Annotated in this window: 17 protein-coding genes; 5 read left to right on the forward strand and 12 right to left on the reverse strand. The window is 42.7% G+C overall.

Annotation, left to right across the window (positions count from 1 at the left end; translation table 11 throughout):
- Positions 1-24: 24 nt before the first annotated feature.
- From A5877_RS05260 to A5877_RS05285, 6 genes are all read right to left on the reverse strand, one after another.
- Complete coding sequence (locus A5877_RS05260) at positions 25-912, reverse strand: MurR/RpiR family transcriptional regulator (protein ID WP_228085039.1); 888 nt, start codon at positions 910-912, stop codon at positions 25-27.
- Positions 913-1,037: 125 nt separating this feature from the next.
- Positions 1,038-2,216: an MFS transporter gene (locus tag A5877_RS05265; RefSeq protein WP_034872112.1), complete on the reverse strand. Its 1,179-nt coding sequence runs from the start codon at positions 2,214-2,216 to the stop codon at positions 1,038-1,040.
- A 290-nt stretch (positions 2,217-2,506) separates the two neighbouring features.
- A complete protein-coding gene (locus tag A5877_RS05270) occupies positions 2,507-4,273 on the reverse strand; it encodes a 1-deoxy-D-xylulose-5-phosphate synthase (RefSeq protein WP_086316507.1) in 1,767 nt (588 codons plus the stop codon).
- Between the two features lie 407 nt (positions 4,274-4,680).
- The gene (locus tag A5877_RS17175) at positions 4,681-4,848 is read right to left on the reverse strand and encodes a hypothetical protein (protein WP_086316508.1); all 168 of its coding nucleotides are present in this window, start codon (positions 4,846-4,848) and stop codon (positions 4,681-4,683) included.
- The gene (locus A5877_RS05280) at positions 4,841-5,203 is read right to left on the reverse strand and encodes a zeta toxin family protein (protein WP_016621603.1); all 363 of its coding nucleotides are present in this window, start codon (positions 5,201-5,203) and stop codon (positions 4,841-4,843) included. Before A5877_RS05280 ends, A5877_RS17175 begins: the two co-directional genes overlap by 8 nt.
- Before the next feature lie 102 nt (positions 5,204-5,305).
- A complete protein-coding gene (locus tag A5877_RS05285) occupies positions 5,306-6,313 on the reverse strand; it encodes an aldo/keto reductase (protein WP_086316509.1) in 1,008 nt (335 codons plus the stop codon).
- A gap of 253 nt (positions 6,314-6,566) precedes the next feature.
- Between A5877_RS05285 and A5877_RS05290 the strand changes: the two genes are divergently transcribed.
- On the forward strand, positions 6,567-7,013 hold the full coding sequence (locus A5877_RS05290; RefSeq protein WP_016612709.1) for a MerR family transcriptional regulator: 447 nt from the start codon (positions 6,567-6,569) through the stop codon (positions 7,011-7,013).
- A gap of 140 nt (positions 7,014-7,153) precedes the next feature.
- On the opposite strand, the gene A5877_RS05295 is transcribed toward A5877_RS05290, so the two are convergent.
- From A5877_RS05295 to A5877_RS05315, 5 genes are read right to left on the reverse strand one after another with little or no spacing between them, the layout of a single operon-like run.
- Positions 7,154-8,227, reverse strand: a complete 1,074-nt coding sequence (locus A5877_RS05295; RefSeq protein ID WP_086316510.1) for a PotD/PotF family extracellular solute-binding protein — start codon at positions 8,225-8,227, stop codon at positions 7,154-7,156.
- The gene (locus A5877_RS05300) at positions 8,224-9,060 is read right to left on the reverse strand and encodes an ABC transporter permease (protein WP_005228535.1); all 837 of its coding nucleotides are present in this window, start codon (positions 9,058-9,060) and stop codon (positions 8,224-8,226) included. Before A5877_RS05300 ends, A5877_RS05295 begins: the two co-directional genes overlap by 4 nt.
- Entirely contained in the window at positions 9,057-9,866 is an 810-nt protein-coding gene (locus A5877_RS05305; RefSeq protein WP_005234157.1) for an ABC transporter permease, read from the reverse strand. The genes A5877_RS05300 and A5877_RS05305 overlap by 4 nt, the downstream gene beginning before the upstream one ends.
- A gap of 12 nt (positions 9,867-9,878) precedes the next feature.
- Positions 9,879-10,967 carry an ABC transporter ATP-binding protein gene (locus A5877_RS05310; protein ID WP_005234156.1) on the reverse strand — a complete coding sequence of 363 codons (1,089 nt, stop codon included), beginning with the start codon at positions 10,965-10,967 and terminating at the stop codon, positions 9,879-9,881.
- Positions 10,968-10,983: 16 nt separating this feature from the next.
- On the reverse strand, positions 10,984-11,526 hold the full coding sequence (locus A5877_RS05315; protein WP_008380724.1) for a helix-turn-helix domain-containing protein: 543 nt from the start codon (positions 11,524-11,526) through the stop codon (positions 10,984-10,986).
- Positions 11,527-11,912: 386 nt separating this feature from the next.
- On the opposite strand from A5877_RS05315, the gene A5877_RS05320 reads away from it, so the two are divergent.
- The 4 genes from A5877_RS05320 to A5877_RS05335 are packed head-to-tail and all read left to right on the forward strand — an operon-like array spanning position 11,913 to position 14,884.
- Complete coding sequence (locus A5877_RS05320; RefSeq protein ID WP_061053175.1) at positions 11,913-12,902, forward strand: acryloyl-CoA reductase; 990 nt, start codon at positions 11,913-11,915, stop codon at positions 12,900-12,902.
- Entirely contained in the window at positions 12,899-13,648 is a 750-nt protein-coding gene (gene coaB, locus A5877_RS05325) for a phosphopantothenate--cysteine ligase (protein WP_061053176.1), read from the forward strand. The genes A5877_RS05320 and coaB overlap by 4 nt, the downstream gene beginning before the upstream one ends.
- A gap of 31 nt (positions 13,649-13,679) precedes the next feature.
- The gene (gene coaC / locus A5877_RS05330) at positions 13,680-14,237 is read left to right on the forward strand and encodes a phosphopantothenoylcysteine decarboxylase (protein WP_005228528.1); all 558 of its coding nucleotides are present in this window, start codon (positions 13,680-13,682) and stop codon (positions 14,235-14,237) included.
- A 2-nt stretch (positions 14,238-14,239) separates the two neighbouring features.
- Complete coding sequence (locus tag A5877_RS05335; RefSeq protein WP_061053177.1) at positions 14,240-14,884, forward strand: ECF transporter S component; 645 nt, start codon at positions 14,240-14,242, stop codon at positions 14,882-14,884.
- Positions 14,885-14,949: 65 nt separating this feature from the next.
- Here the strand turns inward: A5877_RS05335 and A5877_RS05340 are convergent, their stop codons facing one another.
- Entirely contained in the window at positions 14,950-16,170 is a 1,221-nt protein-coding gene (locus tag A5877_RS05340; protein ID WP_061053178.1) for a hypothetical protein, read from the reverse strand.
- Positions 16,171-16,215: the final 45 nt, after the last annotated feature.

Raw genomic sequence — 16,215 nt, forward strand, 5'->3', positions numbered from 1 at the left:
CACACCGTTTTTGGTGTGGTCCTTTTATTCTTCTGCCATCTCTTTAAACGTCGTTTTGCGGCTCGTTTCTAAATAACGAGCGTTGCTGATTTTCATTTGGATATTCTCCTGATAATCGAGGGAAAAAATCTGAGCAAACAAAACCGTCAAAAGGAATTGAATCGATTCTTCTGTGGAAAAATTTCCGATTTTAGAATATAGTTTTTCTCGGCTAGCAATCGTCAAGACGATCGTCGAATAGTCCCGCAAATAGTTGTCCCCACCACTCGTAAGACTGATAATTGGCACACCATTTTTCAGCAATGTTTTCACATTTTTCATAGGATAGGTCTCTGAATTATTTCCAGAATAAGAGATAAGAATGGCACAATCCTTCGGGGTCAGCGTTTGGGAAATCAAGCCCGCTTCGTCCGTATCCGCAACAAAGGCTTTTTTATGAATCGTGTTTAAGTTGCGTTTAAACAGCTGCCCGAAATACGAATTTGGACTACGCCCATAGATGACAACGTTTTGAGCGCCATTGATGAGTCGAGCGGCTTGATTCAGGTCTTTTACCGTCATAAGTGCCGCTGTTTCTTTAATCGTCTGCATGCGTAAGTTCGCCAAGTTTTCAATGATTTCTAATGTGTCTGCCGCCTCACCAAAAGGGATATTCACATCGATCGTTGCTGAGCCATCATCAAAGTGTGCCAGTTCATGCACGAAGGCATACACAAATTCTTTCCAACCGGAAAAGCCAAAATATTTTGCAAAACGGACTAACGTCGGCTTTGAGGTATGGGTCAGTTTTGCGATTTCTTCCATAGTATACTCACTGACTTTTTCCCGATTGCCTAGTAAAAAATCACCGATCGTCCTTCTTGCATCATTTTGTTTAAACGCTGCTTCTTCAATTTTTTGAAAAAGATACATCTGGTTCTCCCTTCTGATTGCTGCTGTTAGTTTTACACGTCCCATTCATTCACGTTTCTTTCTATCTAAAAGCACTGAAAGTGATGAATTGAAGACAGAAAAGCGTGGAGCACGCCAGCGTATGCCTACCCTCGTTCAAAATACAAAAAGAATTTATTTCCCAAAAGGGCGATCATACCAATCAGGCATAGCATGCCCCCTGATAAGATCATCTGCATCCCTGCTGTTTCATTGCCGCTGACTAGTATCAGCAAGCGTGATGCATAGGGTGCGAGCGTGACCCCTAAATTGTAAGCAACGATCGAGACGATCGTGCCAAACTTAGCTTCTGCTTCACCACCAGTCGTCAGCAAGTGGGTGAAAAAAGGCATGATGCTGCGAAAGGCAAAGCCTAATAATAAAGAACAACCCAAGAGTAGCCCCACTGTCTGCAATGGATAAGTCAAATAGATGCTGCTTCCTGCAAGCAATGCCGCAATGGGCAGCAACCAGCGATGTAGGCGACTGTATATCAAGCCAAAGGCATTGCCGGCGATGAATGCTCCCGTCGCAATGGCGGCAATCATGTTACTGCCTTCAGTGGCGTCCCCGATTCCTTTTTCCAATAACAATGGTGTGATCTGTAAATTGTAATTAATAAATAAGACAACGATTAGAAACAAGAGCACACCCAGAACGAATGATCGCTGTTTCCGTTCTTTTGAAACCGTGACGTTCGCCAATAACGTCTCATTAGTCACAGCCTGTGTTTCGTTTGGAATAAACAGCTGGACAAAGAAGAGACTGATCAGGGCAAAGCCATAAACCAAGAAGGACATTTCCCAACTGATTTTCACTAGCTGCCCAACCAGCAAAGTCATAAAGATACCACCTAAACCACCAACGGCACTTTCTAATCCAAGAGCTTTGGCTTTCTTTTGCGGCTCATTTTGAAACAGCAAACTAATCATTTGAATCGCCAAACGATTGAATAAGCCGATCCCGAAGCCAAGAATCCCTCGAGAAAGAAACAAGACGGGAAAGCTCCCCTGATACCATGCCGGCAGCGTGCCAAAAACCGCCACAATGACCAAGCCGGTGACCATCGTGTATTTTTTGCCGATCCTTTTTTCGATCATGCTGGTAGTAAAAATCCCCAGTAAAAGAAACAATGATGGAATCGTGGTCAGTAACCCAATGTAGACCGCATCAACTTCTGGAAAGCTTGCCGCAATCGCTGGGACATTGGCAGAAATCGCCGGTGCCGAATAGACAACCATTGCCACCGACAGCAGTGCCAACAACTTCATAGAAAAAAATTTCATAAATACCCCTTTCCTTAAAAACACCTTTTCTTCCTTGTCTCTGAACCCAATAGTCCAAGATGACAAAGTGATCCTTTCACTACCTTATTATTCGCTAGATTGTCCTCGTTGACCAATGCTTAACGCGCTTGGGCTTTATGCTTGAAAAGCATTGGTCTTCTGTATTTTGCTAGGTTTCTATGGCGATTGCTGGAACTCATTTATGTTTGTCTAAAAAAAAGAAACCTTGCAGTATATTTTCTGCAAGGTTTCCTTCTTTTCATAAATCGACTGTAACTACTCAGAATGCTTTAGTGAATTGATTGCTGTAACTGTTCCATAACGTCTTTCGTAATTGTCTCAACGGTGATACCAAGTTCAGATAAAACGTCCGCTGCCCGGTAATTATCATAAAATTTCTTTTCTAAGCCATAGTTTTTGACGACAATCTCACGATCACCTAGGTAGCTGGCAATCATTTGTCCATAGCCACCCTCTCGTATGCCATCTTCCAACGTGACAACGAGTTTGTGCGATCGTGCCACAGCATCCAACAACTCTTTGTCGACCCCTGAAATAAACTTAGGATTGATCACCGTTGGCGTAATTCCATGTTGCATTTTCAATTGTTCTGCGATCTCTTCCGCTAGCGCATAAAAGTTCCCAACACCGACGATGGCTACCTGCGTGCCAGCTTGAGTCACTTCATTTTTTTGATCGCTGTAGTCAGTAGAGGCTGCTCGTACCGTTTCGTTGACAGGTCCAACCGGTACCCGGATCGCAACTGGAGCGTTAGTTTGTTCCAACGACCAATCCAACATTGCTAGATATTCTTCTTTAGAGGTTGGCGCAAGATAAACAAGGTTGGGAATATGTGCCAAAAATGGAATATCAAAAATTCCCAGATGGCTCTCGTCATTCATTCCATGAATCGATGCACCGTATACCAGAATCGTTCCCGGCAGATGATTTAAGGCCAAATCATGGGAAATTTGATCAAAACTACGTTGCATAAAGGTAGAAAAAACGGCCCAGACAGGTTTCGCTCCATTTTTTGCTAACCCAGCAACCATCGATACCGCATGTTCTTCTGCAATACCCACATCTACAAATTGTTTACCTGCTTTTTCTCGTTGTTCTGGAGAAAAAAGCAGCATCGGTGTACCAGCATTTACTGCCACGACTGTAGGATCTGTCGCCATTTTTTCTAATAAATAATCCGTCGTTAAGCTATTGTACGTTACTTGATTGCCGCCAGTAGAAATATATTCGCCGGTTTCTAAATGAAAGGGACCGCCTGCATGAAACTTTTCACGATTTTCTTCCGCAAACTTGAAGCCTTTGCCTTTGATCGTATGAATGTGTAATAAAACAGGATGATCAATGTCTTTCACTTTTTCAAATAAAGCGATCAAGGCAGCGAGATCATTTCCTTCATCCAAATAGTGGTACTCAAAACCAATCGCTTTGAACAGATTGTCTGCTGCTTGCCCCTTGGTTTCCCGCAATGCCCGCAAATTCTGGTACATCCCCCCATGGTTTTCTGCAATCGATTGGTCATTGTCGTTGAGAATCACGATGGTATTGGTGCCTAATTCCACGATATTGTTCAAGCCTTCAAACGCTAAACCGCCTGATAGAGAACCATCACCAATCACGGCAACGACGTTATACGTTTCATTTTTTAGGTCACGGGCTTTCGCCACACCATTTGCCAACGAAACTGAGGTGGAGGTATGACCGACCGTAAAGAGATCGTGCTCGCTTTCTTTCGGATTCGTGTAACCAGAAACCGCATCAAACTTCGCAGCATCGAGAAAGGCATGGGCGCGTCCTGTCAGCATTTTATGGATATAAGTCTGATGAGACACATCAAAAATCAGCTTATCTGTGGGAGAATCAAAGACTTTATGCAACGCGATCGTCATCTCAACCATCCCCAGATTGGGGCCATTATGCCCCCCATGGTGACTGATTTTTTCCAATAAAGCAGTTCGTGCTTCTACTACCAGTTCTTGAAGTTGCCCACTGGTCAATTCTTTTAACTCTTTAGGGCTTTTGATTTTTTCTAATAACATGTACGTACCTCCTGTAGAAATGTTTGAATGATTCGTGTGTTTACTCACAAGGAAAAAGACACGAAGTCGAAATGAGTGGATCGCTCTCTGGAATAAAAAAATGCGGCAATCGGAGCTAGACGCTCTTTTTAGAATTCCTATCAAACCGAGAAATAGCAAGTTATCCTAAAGGGAAATCGTGATTTTTTGAGTTTCAACAATCGCTGCTCATTTCTTCTATCTAAAAAGATACCACCTAGATTTAACTTTAGGTCAAGCACTTTTTGTGAATTTATTCTATTTTGATCCTAACGTTATGGCACGCCGCCATAATGATACAAAAAAAGATAAGAAGCGCTTGCTTCTTATCTCGGGTTTTACTTGTTCAATGGTCATTCTTAAGAAACCTAAATTTTTTCATTGACCACTTATTCTTCTTTCTCTAAGCCAACAAGCACTCGCTGTTTACGGTTCGATTCTTCTGCAACAAAGTTTAAAACTGTTTTCAATTCGCTAGGCGTTGCCTTTTTCTGTAAGATCGAGAAGTTTCGATGATATTGTATCATGATTGTTTCTACTTTTTCTTTCTCAGTCATTGAGCTTCTCCTCCAATTCTTCCTTTGTGTATGTTAATGGCAAAGCGAACGATACATTGTCAACTGCCATCAACGTATGAGAATGGCGATTCTGAAAATCTTTTATAAAAATATTAACGGTCACATTTTCTTTATACAATTCCTTCATTTTAATCAAGTTATATCTTGATTGAAAAAAAGCATTTATAAAATGTTCTTTAGGAACAAAGCGTCCTTCTATTTTTTCACGTTGCTTCGTATAATTCCAAGCAATAAAAGGATCTTGATAGATATAATAGATAAGCACATCATAATTCTTTTTTAAGCATCGCGCAATATTTTGATCAGCTTTTTTAGTGGGTGAAACAAGAATCATTTATTGCGAGAAGTAAGATGGCAAAAATTTCTGTTAATGAACTATACGCAAAAAAACAGACTACATTTGTCATGCAGTCTGCTTTTCCAACTTTTTCTTTATTTAGTGTTTGTCCCACTGTTTTCCGAAAGATTGTTGTTGTGATTCGACATGTCCTCGATGGCCATATACAGGTATTTGATTCAATTGGTTTTCAATTACTTGAAACTCGGTATCTGTAAGCTGTACATCCCAAGCAGCTAGATTTTCCAAAATCCTGCCTCGATTTTTTGATCCAGGAATCGGCACTGCATTCGGGTACTTGTGAAGCATCCACGCCAATGAAATTTGGGCATTTGTCGACTGCTTTGCTTGAGCGACTTCTGCTAGCATATTTAAAATCGGTTGATTGGCTACGAGGTTTTCTTTAGCCAGCTGAGGGACGAATTTGCGAACATCATCCCCTTCAAAGGATGTATCTGGTGTGACTTTTCCAGATAAAAACCCACTAGCGATTGGTGAAAAAGGAACGACGGCGATCTCGTTCTCAAGACAATAGGGGAAAATCTCTCGCTCACAATCACGCTCAACCATTGAATAGAGATTTTGCACAGCACCAACGGGGGTAATCCCATGTGCTTTAGCAAGTGTCTCCACGGAAACTTGTGAGAGTCCCCATTCTCTGATCATACCTTCTTTGATCAATCGTCCCATCACATCAGCTATTTCTTCTAAAGAAAGCTGTTCATTGATTCGATGAAGATAATAGAGATCAACATAATCGGTGCGCAATTTTTCCATTGAAGCAATCAAATGGTTACGGATGGCTGTGTAAAGAGTTGTGCTTTCATTCACTTCTTTTTCGTCGAGATGATACTTGGTGGCAAGAACAACTTTGTTTCGAAAAGGCGACAGTGCTTTACCCACCAACTCCTCATTATGTCCAGAATAAAACATTTCTTTTCCATAAGCTTCTGCTGTATCAAAAAATGTACAGCCAAATTCGTAAGCTTTGCGAATAGATGCAATACTCTCTTTTTCTTCTGGCACCTTTCCATATCCGTGAGAAAACCCCATACACCCCATTCCGATTGGCGAAACTGCTAAACTTCTGATTTTTCTATTCTTCATATTACAATTCCCTCCTTCATCGATACCTTATGCACTCGTTAAGCTAGCTAAACTTTAGCATCTTCGAGTCACTCGAAGTCAAGGAGTTTCTAACAATCATTTTTCTTCCACCTTTTGTCTTTTTGAGGCTCTCAAATAGGAAGCTACTTTTCTCCACAAAATTATCTGTGCTATAATACGCGATATAAAAAGAAAATGATCTACAACAGTTTTTACTAATACGTTCAAACGACTTGCTTGACTTCAGCAAATTATGAAAGGCGTGACCAACATTTACTCTATCAAAGAAGCAGCCACGATCACTGAATTGTCTGAACACACGATTCGCTATTATACCGATATGGGTTTGGTTCCTAGTTTGATCAGGGACAAAAACAACAGACGGGTTTTTAATCAGACTTCCATCAATTGGTTAACTGGTATCAAGAATTTGCGCGAAACAGGCATGTCTTTAGAAGCCATTAAGCATTATATTTCGCTTTGCCTCCTTGGCGATTCGACGATCAAAGAAAGAGCCGACATCATTCAATCGCAAAAAGAAAAAGCGCTCGTTAAACTTACAGAAGCGCAAAAACGAGTCGCTTATTTAGAAAAGAAAAGCAATACCTATCAAGAGCTCATCAACCAGAAAACAGCTTCTAACGATCCATTGAATCCGGCAACTTGGGAGGAGGAAGCAGTATTGCGGAATAGAACTTGAATGAAGATATTTTACCAATGATTTGGATCAATAGACACTTAATTTTTTGATGATTATATTCGTATAGTGCTGAAATAGACTATTCATTACTAAAAAACTGCCATTAAACAGGATCCATTCCCTGCTTAATGGCAGTTTGCTTATTTCCGATACATCTTCAATTCCAAGAACAAATCATTATAGATGCCCAGATACTCAGCACCTAAGTTTTCATAGACTTCGAGGTGTTCCATCAATTCATCGGATGGATAGAATTGTTCGTCTTCGGTGATCTCGTCTGGCAGTAATGCCATGGCTGCTTGGTTAGGTGTGGAATAGCCGATGTATTCTGCGTTTTGTGCAGCGTTCTCGGGTTCCAGCATAAAGTTCAAGAAGGCGTAGGCGCCGGCTTCGTTTTGTGAGGTCTTAGGAATGACCATATTATCGAACCACAAGTTGGAGCCTTCTGAAGGGATCACGTAATGAATGTGCTCGTTCTCGTACATCATGTCGGCTGCTTCCCCAGAAAATGTGACCGCAACCGATGCTTCTTCATTTGCCATGTACATCTTGATTTCATCTGCGACAATGGCTTTGATATTTGGAGTCATGGTCCGCAGCTTATTGAATGCCTCTTGCAGCTGATCATCGTCTTTGCTGTTAAGAGAATAGCCTAAGCTGTCCAAACCTAATCCCATTACTTCACGCGCGCCATCGATCAGCATGATGCTATTTGCTAATTCGGGTTTCCAAAGATCGTCCCATTGGGTGATTTCACCTTCATCAAAGAACTTATCGTTATAGACGATCCCCAGTGTTCCCCAGAAATAAGGGATCGAATATTGATTGCCATGATCAAAACTCAGGTCCAAAAAGCGAGGGTCGATATTGTCTAGCCCTTTGATTTTGCTGTGATCCAATGGTTTTAAAAGATTTTGTTCCATCATTTTCTCAATCATGTATTCACTCGGTATGGCGATGTCATAAGACGTACCGCCTTGTTGGATCTTCGTGAACATCGCTTCATTTGAGTCAAAGGTTTCATAATTGACTTTGTAGCCAGTCTCTTCTTCAAACTTACTGATCAAATCAGGGTCGATGTAGTCGCCCCAGTTGTAGATGTTGACGACCTCAGCACCTGCCATACCAGAGGTGCGTTCCAATTCACGGACACCAAAGAGCAAGATCAGGACGATCGCAACAATACCGATAATCAGAGATTGTAGTCGTTTCATCGCAGATTTGCCACCTCCACACGGCGGTTTTTACGTAATTTCTTCGCGCCGTTTTCTTTACTGATAAAGTAATAGCCTACCACCAGAATCATGGAGAATAAGAAGACAAGTGTGCTTAATGCATTGATTTCTAAACTGATTCCTTGACGTGCTCTAGAATAGATCTCTACTGATAAGGTACTAAAGCCATTGCCCGTCACAAAGAATGTCACGGCAAAATCATCAAGTGAATAAGTAAAGGCCATGAAATAGCCGGCGATGATGCCCGGTGTCAAGAAAGGCAAAATGATATTTTTGATGACTTGAAAATTATTCGCGCCTAAATCACGGGCAGCATCGATCATTGAATCGTTCATCTCTTGCAATTTCGGCAAGACCATCAAGACCACGATCGGGATACTAAAGGCGATATGCGAAAGCAATACGCTGAAAAAGCCTAAGCTAAACCCACGGAACAAGTTGCCGATCATCGTAAAGAAAATCAAGAAGCTGGCACCAATGATGACATCTGGTGAAACCAGCAAAATATTATTTAAACTCAACAAGGCCGTTCTCGTTCGGCGCTTGCGGGTATAGTAGATGCCCATCGCACCAAATGTGCCAATGATCGTTGCCAGTAATGCTGATAAAAATGCCAGCATAAAGGTGTTCAACACGATGATCATCAAGCGGGTATCTTGAAAGACGGATTGGTAATGTTCAAAAGTGAAACCCGTAAAAGCATTCATGGTGCCTCCTTCATTGAAGGAATAGAAAATCAAATAAAAGATCGGCACGTACAAAAGAATAAAGACGACGATCAGATAAAGATTCGACCAGCGAAATTTTTTCATTTACGTTGCCCTCCTTTTTTCTTTTCTCCCGTAAACAACATCACGAGGAACATGGCGATGATCAAAATGACGCCGATGGTCGAACCCATGCCCCAATTTTGGGTAACGAGAAAGTGCTGCTCGATCGCCGTACCAAGCGTGATCACGCGATTTCCCCCAATCAAACGGGTCAACATGAAGAGGGAGAGCGATGGAATGAAGACGGCTTGGACGCCGCTTTTTACCCCGTTTAACGAAAGAGGGAAAATCACTCGTCGGAAAGTATCATAACTGTTTGCCCCTAGATCGCGACTGGCACTGATCAAAGAGGGATTCATTTCTTCTAAGGCATTAAAAATCGGCATGATCATAAAGGGCAGTTCGATATAGACGGCAACCGTCAAAAAGCTGAAGTCAGTAAACAAAATCTGCTTTGGTCCAACCCCCATGATTTCTAGGAAGTTGTTGACACTGCCATGAATGCCGAAAATCCCAATAAACGCATAGGCTTTTAACAATAAGTTGACCCACGTTGGTAAGATGATCAACAGCAGCCACAAATCTTTGTGACGCAGCTTAGTTAAGAAATAGGCTGTCGGGTAGCTGATCACTAAGGTAATCAAGGTGATCAAAAAGGCATACCAAACCGAGTTTAAGGTCATGATCAAATATTTGCCAGAACCTAAGTAGCTTTGATAATTGACCAGCGAAAAGTTGCCGTTCATATCAAAAAAGGATTGGTAGATGATCAATAAGACTGGTGCAATAACAAATAGCAATAACCAAAAGACATAGGGTATCGCATAAAAACGACGCATTTTCGTCATTTGCTTTCCCTCCTAATCTTCGTAGCTCTCTAAACGAGCATCAAAATCTTCTTCGGACTCATTGAAACGCATGACGTGGATGTCTTCTGGTTCAAAGGAAAGACCGATCTTACTTCCTTCAGTGGCTTTTCTTGTAGAGTGAACCATCCATTCGTTGCCTTGTTCGTCGTAACAAATGATTTCGTAATGCACGCCTCGGAACAATTGAGTATCCACTTCAACGACTAACTTGCCTTTCTCAACGGTCGTCAAATTCAAATCTTCCGGACGGATCACGATCTCAACGGCTTCATTCGGACGCATCCCGCCATCGACACATTCAAACTGCTTGCCGACAAACTCCACTAAGTTGTCTTCGATCATCGTACCTGTAACGATGTTGCTTTCACCAACAAAATCCGCTACAAAATGGTTGATTGGTTCATCGTAGATATCCACTGGCGTGCCACTTTGGACGATTTTCCCTTTGTTCATAACGAAAATCTCATCACTCATCGCCAACGCTTCTTCTTGGTCATGGGTGACAAAAATAAAGGTGATGCCTAGTCGCTGCTGCAATTCCCGCAGCTCGTATTGCATGTCAGTTCGCAATTTCAAGTCCAATGCGGACAATGGTTCATCAAGAAGCAATACTTTGGGTTCATTGACGATCGCTCGTGCGATTGCGACCCGTTGGCGTTGACCTCCTGACATTTCGCTGATTTCACGATTCTCATAACCAGGAAGTTGTACTAACCGTAACGCTTCTAAGACTTTTTTATTCACTTCATCTTTTGGTAATTTTTTGATTCGCAGACCAAATGCCACATTTTCAAAAACGTTCATATGTGGGAATAAGGCATAATCTTGAAAGACAGTATTCACTTGCCGTTGATTGGCAGGAACGTCATTAATTCTTTGTCCATCAAAATAAACGTCGCCTTCTGTTGCGTCCGAAAAACCCGCAATGATGCGTAAAATAGTTGTTTTTCCACAACCTGAAGGACCTAACAATGTATAAAAGCGACCTTCTTCAATATCAAAACTCACTTTTTTCAAAACTGTTTCATCATCATCAAATCGTTTCACCACATTGTTGAATGAAATTATTGTTTTTCCCACACTCTTTCCTCCTGTACTATAAATAAGAATCCGTTACGACTACGAGCACACGGCTTTTTTTGCCGGCGATATTTTTTAATTGATGCGGCTCAGTCGCCTGATAATAGATCGATTGGCCTTTACGAGCCTTGTACTGCGTTTCTCCTAACGACAACGCCACACTGCCCTCTAAGACATAGATAAATGTTTCTGCTAACGATGGTTCAAAGGTCTTGTATTCGCCGGCTTTATCAAAAGTCAGCAAGACTGGCTCCATTTCTTTTTCATTGGAATCGGGAATCAGCCATTTCAATTCATAGCCATTTTCTTCATCATAATAAAGCGTACTGTCTTCTTCGCGATAAACCACTTGATGCTGCGCATTTTCTTCTCGGAAAAATTCCTCTGGTGTCACGCCTAAAACTTCTAAGATCGTAAAAAAAGTTTCCATAGAAGGCGAACTCAAATCACGTTCCAACTGTGAGATATAGCCTTTCGTCAAATCGGTCCGCTCGCCTAATTCTTCTTGGGTCAAATTCTTTTGAACGCGCAAATTGCGCAGCTTCTCGCCAATCTCCATGTTCATTCCCCCTTTTATTGACACAACTGCAAGTAAAAAAGTTTGCTATAAGTAAACTTCATGTTTAATTTCACTTTTTCTAGTATACAAATTATTGCAGAAAACACAAGCCTTTTTTCTGCATTTCTTTGAATTCTTTTCTTGCTGCTCAAAAAAAGGAGTGACGCTAAACGCTTGTGCTATAAAGGAAAGGATTGGCGGTCCCGTCATTTTCGCTTTTCACAGGTTTAAAAGAACAACTTCTATTTTAACGAAGAAAAGGTAGATTTAATAATGATCTGTTTTTACTGATTTTTTGATAAGAAGCCCTGCCTTTTCTTGCTTCACTGGTTAAAAAAATAAAACTTATGGTATTATGAGTACAAACCATCAAAGGAGTGTCTGAAATGACGAATTTCTCTACCTTTCGTGTCATGAATGAACCAAATTTTACTGCTTCACTCACAACTGCAACCCTTGACGAGCTGCCAGCAGGCGATGTGCTTGTCCGGGTTGATTACTCAGATGTCAATTACAAAGATGCCTTGGCAGCAAATGAAAATGGCGGCGTGATTCGCACGTATCCGATGACGCCGGGAATCGATTTAGCAGGGGAAGTCGTGGACAGTCAGTCTGCTGATTTTGCCCCAGGCGATCAAGTTTTAGTGACTGGCTATGGCTTAGGGGTTTCTCACCCAGGCGGTTACAGTCAATTTCAACAGGTCCCAGCCGAGTGGCTCGTGAAACGTTCTGCTGGTTTTTCAGCGAAAGACAGTATGACCTATGGCACGGCTGGGTTCACAGCAGCTTTAGCGGTGCAAGAATTAGAGCAGCTGCACTTAGCAAAAGACGCTGCGATTTTGGTGACAGGTGCGAGCGGTGGCGTCGGCAGTGTCAGCATTGCCTTTTTGAAAAAACTGGGCTATACAAATATAGTGGCGCTATCTCGTAAAACCGATGCGCAATGGTTGTTAGACCTAGGCGCAGCAAAAATCATCCGTCCGGATGAAGTAGTACCCGAAAAGGTCAAACCATTAGCAAAACAATCGTTTGCAGCGGTCATCGATACGGTTGGTGGTCCATTGCTTGCGGCAGTGCTTCCGCAAATCGCTTATGGGGGCGGTGCCTTCTTATGCGGCAATGCTGGTGGGATCAAAATCGAAACGACTGTCTTACCCTTTATTTTGCGTGGGATTCGCGTAATTGGGATCGATTCAGTCAATGTTTCCCATGAGATCCGCACGGCATTATGGGAGAAATTAGCGGGTGAGTGGAATGTGATCGATCAGCTTTACACGAAAGCCATCACTTTGGAAGACTTACCAGAAACGTTGGCAGCTTTATTAGCTGGCACGCACCAAGGACGGACGATCGTTGAGGTGTCACAAGGGCAATGAGAATTTTGATTACGGCTGGCGGTACTTCCGAAAAAATCGATGATGTCCGTGCAATCACGAATCATTCCACGGGTTCACTTGGTCAAGCGATTGCCAATGAATGGCTGCGGTACCCTGAGGTGACCATCGATTACGTTACGACGAAAACTGCCAAGCAACCGCCTACCGATCCACGAGTTACCTGTCATTTCATTGAAGGGACCACGGACTTGTTGGGGCAATTGACCGATTTATTGACGACCCATTCGTATGCTGCCGTGATCCACAGTATGGCAGTTAGTGATTTTACCCCTGCTGCTCATTTTTCAGAAGCAGCCTTTTATGAAGCAATCAACGATGCCCTACCGACTTATGACAACCAGGTCACTCCGGCATTGATGGCACACGTGCTCGAACAATCTGAAGCAACGGCAGGCAAAGTTTCTTCCAATACGGATCATTTGTTTTTAGTGTTGAAGAAAACCCCGAAAGTGATCCAAACCATCAAAGCATTACAGCCGACAACCTTATTAGTCGGATTCAAATTATTAGTAGCCGTCGCGGAAGCCGAGTTGTTTGCGGTCGCACGAAAAAGTCTGCTGGCTAGCCAAGCGGATTATGTGTTGGCCAACGACTTGACGCAAATTTCTGGAAACCAGCATGTCGGACACCTTTTGACACAAGAAGGACAAATCGGGACTGGCCGCACAAAAGCTGAGATCGCAACCTTGATCGTTGACACATTACGCAATGACCTGCGTGCTTAGCTAGATGTTTTTTAGAAAAGGAGAAAGAAACATGAAACAAAAACACGTTCTGCTTGGCGTCAGCGGCAGTATCTCTGCATACAAAGCAGCCGACCTAACCAATGAATTAACCAAAAAGGGCTATGCAGTGGATGTCTTAATGACTCAAAATAGCACACAATTTATTACGCCTTTGACTCTACAGTCATTATCCAAACGCCCGATCCATGTGGATGTTATGCAAGAACGTCAACCAGATCGGATCAATCATATTGAACTAGCCAAACAAGCCGATCTTTTCTTGCTCGCCCCAGCCAGTGCCAACAGTATTGGCAAGCTGGCGCATGGGATAGCCGATGATTTGATCTCAACAGTTGCCTTAGCGTTGCCGTTATCCGTGCCCCGCTTGATTGCGCCAGCCATGAATACCGTCATGTACGAAAACCCGATTGTTCAAAGAAATTTGGGGATTTTGAAAGAAGTCGGCTTCCAAGAGATTGAACCCCGTGAAGCGTTACTGGCTTGCGGTGATTTCGGCAGAGGCGCATTAGCAGCAACAGAAACGATTCTCGAAAAAGCATTGACTGCTTTGGAAGTACGGAGTGTCTAATAATGAAAAAAATATCAACTTTTGAACTTGTCTTAACAGCTTTCTTTTTAGGAATCTTGATTCTTTTAGCATCGGTACCCTTTCTTGGGTTTATTCCCATAGGACCAATCAATGCGACAACGATGCACATTCCTGTGATCATCGCTTCCATTGTATTGGGCCCTCGGATCGGCGGCTTTTTAGGCGGCGCCTTTGGGATCATCAGTATGGTGCGTTCGACATGGATCATCACCCCGCTTTCTTTTGTCTTCTCTCCTTTCGTACCGATTTATGGGAGTGATCAAGGAAGTTGGAAAGCGATCCTCGTAGCGCTGATTCCCCGTATTTTGATTGGTGTCGTTCCTTACTTTGTTTATAAAGGCTGTCAAAAAATCTGGAAAAACAAACAGCAAAGTCTTTCGCTACTGATTGCTGGTGTTGCCGGAGGTTTGACGAATACGATTCTGGTAATGAACTTGATCTACTTCTTGTTCCAGCAAGAATATGCGGAGGTTGTGGGAAAAGCCGGCAATGCTGTTTACGCAGCGATTTTGGGTGTGATCTTCGCCCAAGGCGTGCCTGAAGCCATTGTAGCGGGAATCGCCACGATGGCAGTTGGAACCGTTCTTTTGCGCTTAGTCATGAACCGCAAAAAAAATCGAATCTAAAAAATAGCGACCGCCTAAAGTTAGCTTTTTGGCTAACTTAGGCGGTCGCTTCCCTTTTGAGTGACTCATAAACTTTGTGTCATCTGGAGTGCTTCGACAAGCTCTTGATACTGCTCTTGGGTCAAATACTCTTCATAAAATGTCAGATAATCATCGATATCTGCTTGGGTCAAATAAGGCAGCTCTTGCTTGATTTGCAGTAGCAGTTCCTCGAACTCCTCATCCGTCAGCATATAAGAAGACCAATCATCGGCTTCATCATAGCTATCCCAGTACTCATCATCATAATCATTCTCATACCCATCGTCATAGCTGTCATCCCAGCCATAATCATAGGGAGAAAACAATTCTTCTGGGTCAATCAATTCTTCCGCTGTGGGGATCGCAACGGCAGTATCACTTTTCTTTCCTGTAAAAGTCACCGTAGCTCCGATAGTCGTTTGCAGCTCATCCGCTTGCACGAAGTGAAAAGCCATTTTCTGCTGATTTGTTTTCGTATTGACGGTCATAGCTAAGTCAAACTGCTCGACTTCTTCCAGCATCGTTTCTAATTCGGCGACTTGCTTTTGATCGGCACCGTGTTCTTGGGCATAGGTTGCATAATCTGCCAATTCTTCTTTGGTAAACGTATGGCTGATCGTATCTCCATCTCTTTTGAAAGCATCCGGTTCGAAGGTTTTCAAATAGTCTGCAAACGTCTCATTATGAAAAAGACTGTTCATGGTAAAGAAGTTTTCAGGCGCTTTTTCTGCTTCGGTTGTCTCCTCGTCGTCCTCTGCAAAAGTTCCTTCGCCAAAGTAAGAATCTAAGGTTTCTTGATCGATGCGCAGGTACTTGCCCTCATATTCCCCAGCGTCTGGTGTTGTTCCATAACTGTCATCACCAAATGCGCTGATATACCCTTGCAGTGTTTCATAGATTTCAGCTGACACATACGCTTCTTGTTTTTCAGGATCGACGATCAGCTTGATCGGCAGCTCCTGCCCCCCATAAGCGACTGCCAGATTGAGTAAAATCGCTTTGGTTTCCTTGTCTTGGACGAAGTCCCCTTTAAATGACGAGCCTACTAACTGTGACATCAACATAGAGGCATACCTATCGGCTTCTTGACCGTATTCGCTGCTGTTGCCTATCTCAAAGGTATCGATCGTCGCTTGGAATTCACCAGCATTCGTTGCTTGCTGATTCGTCAACTGTTCGGCAAACTGTTCTTGCGGTAATTTCGTACAGCCACCGAAAAGAAAGGCGAACCCAACAAACAAAATGATGCGTCCCCACTTTTTCATCCTGCTCACTCCTTTTCGTTTATTGTACCGAAGACTGCGAAAGCT

Source organism: Enterococcus sp. 3C7_DIV0644 (genome assembly GCF_002141235.1).
Lineage (GTDB): Bacteria > Bacillota > Bacilli > Lactobacillales > Enterococcaceae > Enterococcus_D > Enterococcus_D entomosocium.

What these genes read in the sequence shown, in the direction of transcription:
- A5877_RS05270 (WP_086316507.1), bottom strand. Translation starts at nt 4,273, where the DNA reads ATGTTATTAGAAAAAATCAAAAGCCCTAAAGAGTTAAAAGAATTGACC.
- A5877_RS05260 (WP_228085039.1), bottom strand. Translation starts at nt 912, where the DNA reads ATGTATCTTTTTCAAAAAATTGAAGAAGCAGCGTTTAAACAAAATGAT.
- A5877_RS05315 (WP_008380724.1), bottom strand. Translation starts at nt 11,526, where the DNA reads ATGGAGATTGGCGAGAAGCTGCGCAATTTGCGCGTTCAAAAGAATTTG.
- coaB (WP_061053176.1), top strand. Translation starts at nt 12,899, where the DNA reads ATGAGAATTTTGATTACGGCTGGCGGTACTTCCGAAAAAATCGATGAT.
- A5877_RS05335 (WP_061053177.1), top strand. Translation starts at nt 14,240, where the DNA reads ATGAAAAAAATATCAACTTTTGAACTTGTCTTAACAGCTTTCTTTTTA.
- A5877_RS05305 (WP_005234157.1), bottom strand. Translation starts at nt 9,866, where the DNA reads ATGACGAAAATGCGTCGTTTTTATGCGATACCCTATGTCTTTTGGTTA.
- A5877_RS05290 (WP_016612709.1), top strand. Translation starts at nt 6,567, where the DNA reads ATGAAAGGCGTGACCAACATTTACTCTATCAAAGAAGCAGCCACGATC.
- A5877_RS05340 (WP_061053178.1), bottom strand. Translation starts at nt 16,170, where the DNA reads ATGAAAAAGTGGGGACGCATCATTTTGTTTGTTGGGTTCGCCTTTCTT.
- A5877_RS05285 (WP_086316509.1), bottom strand. Translation starts at nt 6,313, where the DNA reads ATGAAGAATAGAAAAATCAGAAGTTTAGCAGTTTCGCCAATCGGAATG.
- A5877_RS05295 (WP_086316510.1), bottom strand. Translation starts at nt 8,227, where the DNA reads ATGAAACGACTACAATCTCTGATTATCGGTATTGTTGCGATCGTCCTG.
- A5877_RS05280 (WP_016621603.1), bottom strand. Translation starts at nt 5,203, where the DNA reads ATGATTCTTGTTTCACCCACTAAAAAAGCTGATCAAAATATTGCGCGA.
- A5877_RS05320 (WP_061053175.1), top strand. Translation starts at nt 11,913, where the DNA reads ATGACGAATTTCTCTACCTTTCGTGTCATGAATGAACCAAATTTTACT.
- A5877_RS05300 (WP_005228535.1), bottom strand. Translation starts at nt 9,060, where the DNA reads ATGAAAAAATTTCGCTGGTCGAATCTTTATCTGATCGTCGTCTTTATT.
- coaC (WP_005228528.1), top strand. Translation starts at nt 13,680, where the DNA reads ATGAAACAAAAACACGTTCTGCTTGGCGTCAGCGGCAGTATCTCTGCA.
- A5877_RS05265 (WP_034872112.1), bottom strand. Translation starts at nt 2,216, where the DNA reads ATGAAATTTTTTTCTATGAAGTTGTTGGCACTGCTGTCGGTGGCAATG.
- A5877_RS17175 (WP_086316508.1), bottom strand. Translation starts at nt 4,848, where the DNA reads ATGACTGAGAAAGAAAAAGTAGAAACAATCATGATACAATATCATCGA.